The 7,977-nt window shown below is 48.6% G+C and carries 5 protein-coding genes; 3 read left to right on the forward strand and 2 right to left on the reverse strand.

Features of this window, described 5'->3' with window-relative positions; translation table 11 throughout:
* Window positions 1–271: 271 nt before the first annotated feature.
* Window positions 272–1,390: a glycine cleavage system aminomethyltransferase GcvT gene (gcvT, locus tag B5D35_RS17255; RefSeq protein WP_078753779.1), complete on the reverse strand. Its 1,119-nt coding sequence runs from the start codon at window positions 1,388–1,390 to the stop codon at window positions 272–274.
* A gap of 71 nt (window positions 1,391–1,461) precedes the next feature.
* Complete coding sequence (locus B5D35_RS17260) at window positions 1,462–2,094, reverse strand: helix-turn-helix domain-containing protein (RefSeq protein ID WP_078753780.1); 633 nt, start codon at window positions 2,092–2,094, stop codon at window positions 1,462–1,464.
* A 587-nt stretch (window positions 2,095–2,681) separates the two neighbouring features.
* On the opposite strand from B5D35_RS17260, the gene B5D35_RS17265 reads away from it, so the two are divergent.
* The 3 genes from B5D35_RS17265 to gcvP all read left to right on the forward strand — a co-directional run bounded on the left by B5D35_RS17265 (window position 2,682) and on the right by gcvP (window position 7,439).
* Window positions 2,682–4,082: an L-serine ammonia-lyase gene (locus B5D35_RS17265; protein WP_078753781.1), complete on the forward strand. Its 1,401-nt coding sequence runs from the start codon at window positions 2,682–2,684 to the stop codon at window positions 4,080–4,082.
* Window positions 4,083–4,181: 99 nt separating this feature from the next.
* Complete coding sequence (gene gcvH, locus B5D35_RS17270; RefSeq protein WP_078753782.1) at window positions 4,182–4,559, forward strand: glycine cleavage system protein GcvH; 378 nt, start codon at window positions 4,182–4,184, stop codon at window positions 4,557–4,559.
* Between the two features lie 15 nt (window positions 4,560–4,574).
* Window positions 4,575–7,439 carry an aminomethyl-transferring glycine dehydrogenase gene (gene gcvP / locus B5D35_RS17275; protein WP_078753783.1) on the forward strand — a complete coding sequence of 955 codons (2,865 nt, stop codon included), beginning with the start codon at window positions 4,575–4,577 and terminating at the stop codon, window positions 7,437–7,439.
* The last annotated feature ends 538 nt before the right edge of the window (window positions 7,440–7,977 follow it).

The following is a 7,977-nucleotide window of genomic DNA, read 5'->3' on the forward strand; positions in this document are numbered from 1 at the left end:
TATTTCACGCTCTGACTTTTTACCTTCAATGTTGGACAAACAACTATTGACATATAACTCAACTAAAGCGATTGCATAAGCGATGCCAAAATTGGCAATGAATGCGCGCGCTTTTGCGGCAGTCAGGTAACCATTGCTACTATGGCTATGATTAAAAAAAAAAAGAGCCTATGAAGTTTCATAGGCTCTTTATTCGACAGCAATTTGATTTCAGTTTATACCGTACGACAAGCGGGCAATGTATTGCATACACATATCCGTAATGTGCTGTTTATCCACGATAATAACGTTGTGGCACAAATGGCATTTTCTCAACCGTCATCGGCAATTTTTTACCACGGACTTCAGCAAAGACCTCTGTCCCCAGCACCGCCAGTTCGGTTTTTAGATAACCCATTGCAACAGGCTGACCTTTTGTTGGGCCGAAAGTGCCACTGGTTACAATGCCGACTTCGTTATCATCAGCATCAAACAGTTTTGCGCCTTCGCGCACGGGCGCTTTACTATTTCCGACCAAACCTATGCGCTTGCGTGAAACATCTTTCGTCGCGATTTGATCAAGAATAATATCGGCACCTGGGAAACCTCCCGCACGTTCACCATCCGCACGGCGCGGCTTGCTAATCGCCCACAAAAGGCTCGCTTCAACTGGCGTGGTGGTGGTGTCGATATCGTGACCATAGAGGCACAAGCCACACTCAAGGCGTAACGAATCACGCGCACCAAGGCCAATCCATTCGACTTCATCTTTCAGCAGTAATCTGCGTGCAAACTCTTCCGCTTTATCCGCAGGAACCGAGATTTCGTAACCGTCTTCACCCGTGTATCCTGAACGGCTCACCAAACACTGTATGCCCGCCAACTCAATATTGGCAGCGTCCATAAACACCATGTCCGCCACGTTGGGATTGAGCGTAGACAATACTGCGGCTGCTTTCGGACCTTGCAATGCGAGAAGTGCACGGTCTTCAATTTCTTCAAGTTCTACGTCTGACGGCAAATTGGCTCTTAAGTGTGCGATGTCTTGCTCTTTGCATGCAGCATTGACGACAACAAACAGATGGTCACCAAAATTTGTCACCATCAGGTCATCCATCAACCCACCCTGCTCATTGGTAAACAGCGCGTAACGCTGCTTACCTACCGGCAGATCCGCAATATCGACAGGGACTAAAGCTTCCAAGGCTTTTGCTGCATTTGTGCCGTGAAGTTTAAGTTGCCCCATATGAGACACATCGAACAACCCCGCTTGCTCGCGGCAATGGATATGTTCTTTGCGTACACCCAACGCATATTGAACTGGCATGTCATAGCCCGCAAACGGCACCATTTTTGCGCCCATTTCAACATGCAGCGCGTGTAGAGGGGTTTTCAGTAGTTCTTGTGACATGTTTCACTCCATGATGTCGGCACAAGCCGTGTTGTAAACACTCCGCCATCTGACGGGATAGTCGTTAAACGTTACGATGCGGTTACCCATAGAATCAGCGCATCATCTTCACTGACAGAGGTAAGCATATGACCCATTGCTGCGTCGTAATAAACGCTGTCTCCCTCATTCAGTTCAATCGCTTCATAAAATTCTGAATAGAACGCAATACTGCCCGACAGAACAAGAAGAAACTCCTCCCCATCATGGCGAATCCATTCGTCATATTCTTCAAACGATCGCGCGCGAACCCGAGATTTAAAGGGAAACATCTTTTTATTGGTTAACTGCGCCGCCAACAGTTCATGTTCATACGTCCCTGTCGGACGTGCTTTCCCCTCCCCGTTACGGGTGATGTCTCTACGCCCTGTGGCTTTTATCTGCTTAGGTGGCGCAAACAGTTGGGGGATGTCGATTTTCAAACCCACGGCGAGTTTCTGCATCGCCTGAAAGGTGGGTGATATTTGCTCGTTTTCAATTTTGGACAAGGTTGATCTTGCAAGCCCAGTTAACTTGCTGGCCTCTTCAAGCGTCAAACCGCTGTTGGTTCTGATTTCTTTGAGACGCTCGCCCAGTTTTAGCGGTGATATCGAAGCGCCTGCTTGAACAGTCGCTCTCTCAACCCTCAATGACGGATACACTTCCTGTGCATCTGAATCTGACATATTTCCTTCCCATAGCATCCAAAGCGGCGTTGATTTCGAGATATTCTCACACAAAGAACCCCTGCACTGACAAGCGCAAGTTAACATTTTTAACAGAAAATTTCCTATAAGAAACTTAGCATGCTTTTCATCGTGCGCTGCTTCCCTTTCCATCACCCCGAAATAGAAGCCATTATTCTATGCTGAGCAAAGCATGCTAAGTCCAATCCACGTTAAATATTTTTTATTCATTACATTCAATATGTTAAATATGTTAAATATGTTAAATATGTTAAATACAACATGACAGATCTTCATTTGCAATGCGATCGTTAAAAGAGTAAAAAAGCAAACGTTTGCGCAATACGCGGTTAACATCGTGGTTGCAAAGCACCTCTATTTCCAAATATGACGACCAGATCACATCAAGAGTTTCCTATAGGAAATTTTCTTTTGCAGGTCGCAAATGAGTTTTGTATGTTACGCAAATGTTGACCGCAAATTTATCAAAGCGCCAATACTTCAAATTACAGGCCTAGATAGTCAACAACTGCCACTTCTACCCTCTCGGTAGGAGGGCGTATCTTCACAAAACAAGGAGACGTGCAATGAGTCATAGCATGTTTGACCTTTTTAAAATTGGCGTTGGACCCTCAAGCTCACACACCGTGGGCCCCATGGTTGCCAGTGCCAGATTTGCTGCTGAATTACGTGAAAAAGCGTTACTCCATGGTGTGGAGAGCGTGAAGTGTGAACTTTATGGTTCACTCGCTTTAACTGGAAAAGGCCATGCTACCGACGTGGCGTGTGTCATGGGATTGATGGGCGAATGGCCCGATAGTATCAACCCTGATGACATACCCACCATGTCAGCCATGGTTCAAGGAAGCAAAGAGCTTCCTCTGGATGGACATCGATTCATTCCGTTTGATTGGGAAAAGGACGTCGTCTTTCATTTCGAACTCGTGCTTCCCGAACACCCGAACGGGATGACACTGACCGCATTTGGGACAGACGGTGATTCCCTGTTCAGCCGTACCTATTTCTCTGTTGGTGGTGGCTTTGTCGTAGAAAAAGGTGAAACCGATGCATTGGCCTCGGATTTTACCCCACCATTCCCGTTTAATAGTGCTGCTGTCCTGCTCGCGCACTGTAAAAACGAGAACAAAACCATCTCGGAGCTGATGTTTATCAATGAGTTAGCACGCGCTAAACACCATGACAAACAGGCGACGAAAAAGAGCATAGATGACAATGTCGATGCCATTTGGCACGTCATGGCCGAATGTATCGCACGCGGCATCGAGCAAGATGGTGTACTGCCCGGAGGCTTATCGCTTAAAAGGCGCGCCAAAAAGCTACACGACTGTATCAAGAGAAAAGATTCAGACGGGCTACCGGTTGATTCTAATGATTGGGTCAATATGTTTGCGATGGCGGTCAACGAAGAAAACGCAGCCGGTGGCCGCGTTGTTACTGCGCCAACAAACGGGGCTGCAGGCGTTATTCCTGCCGTATTGGCGTACTACGACAAGTTTGTTGCGCCAAACAACGCGGAAGGGATTCGCATTTTCCTCGCGACTGCTGCGGCGATCGGCTCTTTGTATAAAACCAATGCGTCCATTTCTGCCGCAGAGGTCGGATGCCAAGGTGAAATCGGCGTCGCTTGTTCAATGGCCGCAGCCGGACTCGCCGCGGCAATGGGTGCAACACCGGCACAAATCGAAAATGCCGCAGAAATCGGTATGGAACATAACCTTGGACTGACATGCGACCCCATTAACGGGCTGGTTCAAGTACCCTGTATCGAAAGGAACACAATGGGGGCAGTGAAAGCGATTAACGCAACACGGCTGGCCCTTAACGGTGACGGTGAGCACCATGTGTCACTCGATAGCGTGATTAAAACCATGCACGAGACAGGTCTCGACATGATGAGTAAGTACAAGGAAACATCGCAAGGGGGCTTGGCGACAAATGCTATCCCTATCAATGTGGTGGCTTGCTAAAACAGAACACACCTAAAACGCCCATTGCGTTTTGAGGACGGATTCATCCACCCCTAAAGGGGTGGTAACAACTGTTACGTTTCACACGGAGAAGTAAAAATGGATGCAAGCTTGAAATTCGCAGAGAGTCACGAATGGGTAAAAGACAACGGCGACGGAACCGTCACTGTCGGTATTTCAGAACATGCACAATCACTATTGGGTGATGTTGTGTTCGTTGACCTGCCAGAAGTCGGCTGCGAAGTCGAAGTCGGTGAAGGGTTTTCGCTTGTAGAGTCAGTAAAAGCAGCATCCGACATTTACGGTCCGGTTAAAGGTGAAGTGGTTGAGGTCAACGAAAACCTCGAAAATAGCCCTGAACTCGTGAATGAAGAACCTTTCGAGGGCGGCTGGATAGCAAAAATAAAGCTGGCCGAAGACAGCAATCTGGATCACCTAATGAGTGCTGACGCTTACCAAGAAACCATTGAAGACTAATTCAGGAAGACGATCATGACAGAATCACGCTTACTGGATCAACTGCTCCCCGATAATGAGTTTGTAACACGCCACAACGGACCAAGAGAGTCCGACCAACAGGCAATGCTGGATGCTATCAACGCCACCAGCCTTGAACACCTGATTGAAGAAACTGTTCCTGCAGCGATTCGTTTACCCGAGCCGATGAAGCTCGAAGGCCCGAAAAGCGAAGTGGACATGCTGGCAACATTGAAAGCGATTGCCAGCAAAAATGTCATCAAACGCAGCCTGATTGGCCAAGGCTACTATGGCACGCATACGCCACACCCAATCCTTCGAAATGTGTTAGAGAATCCAGGCTGGTATACGGCATACACGCCTTACCAACCGGAAATTTCGCAAGGCCGCCTTGAGTCACTGCTTAACTTCCAGCAAATGGTCATGGACTTGACCGGCATGGAGCTTGCGAATGCGTCTTTGCTTGACGAAGCAACGGCAGCAGCAGAAGCCATGACGCTGTGTAAGCGCGGCGGTAAGAGCAAAAGCAATGCGTTCTTTGTTGCGGACGATGTTCACCCACAAACCTTGGATGTTATTAACACTCGCGCCAAATTCATGGGCTTTGATGTAATTACTGGCCCTGCAGACACTCTGACTTCTCACGATGTCTTTGGTGCCTTGCTTCAATATCCGGGAACAACGGGCCAAGTATGCGATCTGTCCGATCTGATTGCTGCAGCACATGCCAACAAAATTCTGGTAACGGTAGCATCCGACCTGCTCGCATTGACGTTATTGAAATCGCCAGGCGAGATGGGGGCAGACGTTGTGATTGGTTCTTCACAGCGTTTCGGCGTCCCAATGGGATACGGTGGCCCACATGCTGCCTTTATGGCAACACGTGACAAATTGAAACGTACCATGCCTGGTCGCGTGATTGGTGTGTCTGTCGACTCAAAAGGCAACCAAGCCCTTCGCATGGCCATGCAAACGCGCGAACAGCATATCCGCCGCGAAAAAGCGACATCGAACATTTGTACTGCTCAGGCCTTACTGGCAAACATGGCCGCATTCTTCGCGGTTTACCATGGCCCTGAAGGCTTGAAGAAAATTGGCCGCCGCGTGCATCACCTGACCGCATTGGCCGCTGCCGCATTCAACCATGCTGGTATTTCTCTCGCTTACCATGACTTCTTCGACACCATCACCTTAAACACAGGTGATAAAACAGATACCCTGTTTAAGAAAGCCGATGAAGCAGGCTTTAACCTCCGTAAATTAGACGGTCAGCTCGGTATCAGCTTTGATGAAACCTCCACACTCGAAGAAGTGAACGCACTGGTTTCAGCACTGACGGATGAAACCGATGTCAGCCAATTCGCTTCTTCCGTTGAAGCCGACGAATTCGCCGCCATTCCAGAGTCTTGCCGTCGCACCAGTGACTACCTCACTCACCCAGTTTTCAACACGCACCAAAGCGAAACCCAATTGATGCGTTATATGAAGAAACTGGAAAACAAAGACTTCTCACTAACTCACGGTATGATCCCACTCGGCAGTTGCACCATGAAACTCAATGCGGCCGCTGAAATGATCCCCGTAACATGGCCTGAATTCGGCGCATTGCACCCCTTCGTTCCTGCAGAACAAGCGCAAGGTTATTCAGACCTCGCAGACTCATTCAGCAAAATGCTGTGTGAAATCACCGGCTACGATGCCATGTCATTGCAACCAAACTCGGGTGCTCAGGGTGAATACGCAGGCTTGATAGCCATTCAGCGATACCATGAAAGCCGTGGCGACGCGCACCGTAATGTTTGCCTGATCCCAAGCTCTGCACACGGCACTAACCCTGCCTCTGCGGCTATGGTATCCATGAAAGTTGTGGTGGTTGGCTGTGACGAGAACGGCAACATCGACGTTTCCGATCTCAAGGCGAAAATCGACAAACATCGCCACGATTTGTCATGCATCATGATCACCTACCCGTCCACACACGGTGTCTATGAAGAAGCAGTGCAGGAGGTGTGTGAACTGGTTCATGAGGCGGGCGGTCAGGTTTACCTTGATGGTGCCAACATGAATGCACAGGTTGGCTTAACCAGCCCGGGCTTTATTGGTTCAGATGTTTCTCACCTGAACCTGCACAAAACCTTCTGTATTCCTCATGGCGGCGGTGGCCCAGGTATGGGGCCAATCGGTGTGAAATCACACCTTGCGCCATTCTTGCCAGGCCATGTTGTTGACGGTTCAAACTATGCCGTTTCTGCTGCACAAATCGGCAGCGCATCAATCCTCCCTATCTCATGGGCATACATTGCCATGATGGGCGAGCAAGGCCTGACAGAAGCCACCAAAGTCGCGATTTTGAGTGCGAACTACGTGATGGAGCGTCTGCGCCCATACTACCCCGTGCTGTACCGCGGCACACATGGTCGTATTGCGCATGAATGCATCATCGACATTCGTCCACTCAAAGAAGCCTCCGGCATTTCTGAAGAAGACATTGCCAAGCGCCTCATGGACTTTGGCTTCCACGCGCCAACGATGTCATTCCCTGTTGCTGGCACGCTGATGGTTGAGCCAACGGAGAGTGAAGATCTGGCCGAACTCGATCGTTTCTGTGATGCCATGATTGCGATTCGCGAAGAAATAGCCAAAGTGCAAGATGGTGAATGGCCTCTAGAGAACAACCCTTTGGTCAAAGCGCCGCACACGCAAGCAGACTTGATGTCGGTAGAATGGGATCGCCCATACAGCCGTGAATTAGCGTGCTTCCCTAGCGTTCAAGCCAAAGAAGCGAAATACTGGCCAACGGTTAATCGCGTCGACAACGTTTACGGCGACCGTAACTTGATTTGCTCCTGCCCGAGCATTGAAAGTTACATGGATGAGTAAACCAAGTGATCACAGATAACCAAGTTGGAAACTGTGATAACCGAGTTGGAAACCGATAACTAAATTGGAAACTAACTTGAAAACAAAAGGCGAACCGTTTGGTTCGCCTTTTTAATTACCTTCAACATTTATCAATTCGAAAAGGGAGCGCTATAGGGTTGCTTCTATTCATATCATAGGACTCAGATTTACAAATCAAAGGCGACACACTCTGAAAGACCCTGATATTTAATAGATATTGAATAGCCACCGACTTGATGTCGGATAGGCGACACTTGTTACCAAGTGCCGCCCTCCTAAGAACCGTACGTGCAACTTTCACTGCATACGGCTCAAGCCTCCGCTAAGGCGTGTTACGTTACCCAGCAATCACAATGCAGCTAAGACAGGATCAAACCACGAGTTTCGTCCCAGTTTCTTTGGCTTACGCTCTTTAAGGTAAGGTTCATAGAAGGGATCGTAAGGCGTAGCTTTGCTTATGATTTTCACATGCCTTTTAATTGGGGTTTGGGCTATCTGAACCAGATTAAAGTGACAG

This window comes from Enterovibrio nigricans DSM 22720, assembly GCF_900167155.1.
In the GTDB taxonomy this organism is placed as follows: Bacteria; Pseudomonadota; Gammaproteobacteria; order Enterobacterales; family Vibrionaceae; genus Enterovibrio; species Enterovibrio nigricans.

Coding starts and splice junctions, on each gene's coding strand:
- B5D35_RS17265 (WP_078753781.1), top strand. CDS start 2,682: ATGAGTCATAGCATGTTTGACCTTTTTAAAATTGGCGTTGGACCCTCA.
- gcvT (WP_078753779.1), bottom strand. CDS start 1,390: ATGTCACAAGAACTACTGAAAACCCCTCTACACGCGCTGCATGTTGAA.
- gcvP (WP_078753783.1), top strand. CDS start 4,575: ATGACAGAATCACGCTTACTGGATCAACTGCTCCCCGATAATGAGTTT.
- gcvH (WP_078753782.1), top strand. CDS start 4,182: ATGGATGCAAGCTTGAAATTCGCAGAGAGTCACGAATGGGTAAAAGAC.
- B5D35_RS17260 (WP_078753780.1), bottom strand. CDS start 2,094: ATGTCAGATTCAGATGCACAGGAAGTGTATCCGTCATTGAGGGTTGAG.